Annotated in this window: 1 protein-coding gene; it reads left to right on the top strand. The window is 43.1% G+C overall.

The window, feature by feature from the left end; genetic code table 11:
* On the top strand, positions 1 to 490 hold a 490-nt coding region (locus KH893_RS11795), incomplete at both ends, for a protein kinase domain-containing protein (protein ID WP_281166278.1).

Below are 490 nucleotides of genomic sequence, written 5' to 3'. Positions count from 1 at the left end.
CTTAAAACCGCAGAATATTCTTGTCGGCAAGGATGGCTCGATTAAAATTGTTGATTTCGGGATTGCAATTGCCCGAAGCGAATTTGGAATGACTCAAACGAATGCTGTCATGGGGTCGGTTCATTATTTAAGTCCTGAACAAACTCGTGGCGGAATGGCGACTAACAAATCCGATATATATGCTTTGGGTGTGATTTTATTTGAAATGTTGACCGGTCAAGTCCCTTATAAAGGCGAGACTGTAGTGTCAATTGCTATGAAACATTCTTCAGAACAAATGCCTTCAGCTAAAGAGATTGATTCGAATATTCCCCAAGCTCTTGAGAATGTTATTTTACGTGCAACCGCTAAAAATCCTGATAATCGTTATCTAACGGCCGAGGATATGGCTAATGATTTGAGAACAAGTCTTTCGCCCCGTCGGGCTGATGAAGCAAAGCTTCCCCCGTTTACCGATGACCAGGCCGAGACAAGGACAATTCCGATCGAC

This window comes from Liquorilactobacillus sicerae (genome assembly GCF_029916425.1).
GTDB classification, from domain to species: domain Bacteria; phylum Bacillota; class Bacilli; order Lactobacillales; family Lactobacillaceae; genus Liquorilactobacillus; species Liquorilactobacillus sicerae.
Note: the sequence above shows the minus strand (reverse complement) of the source record. Positions and strands in the feature narration are given on the sequence as shown.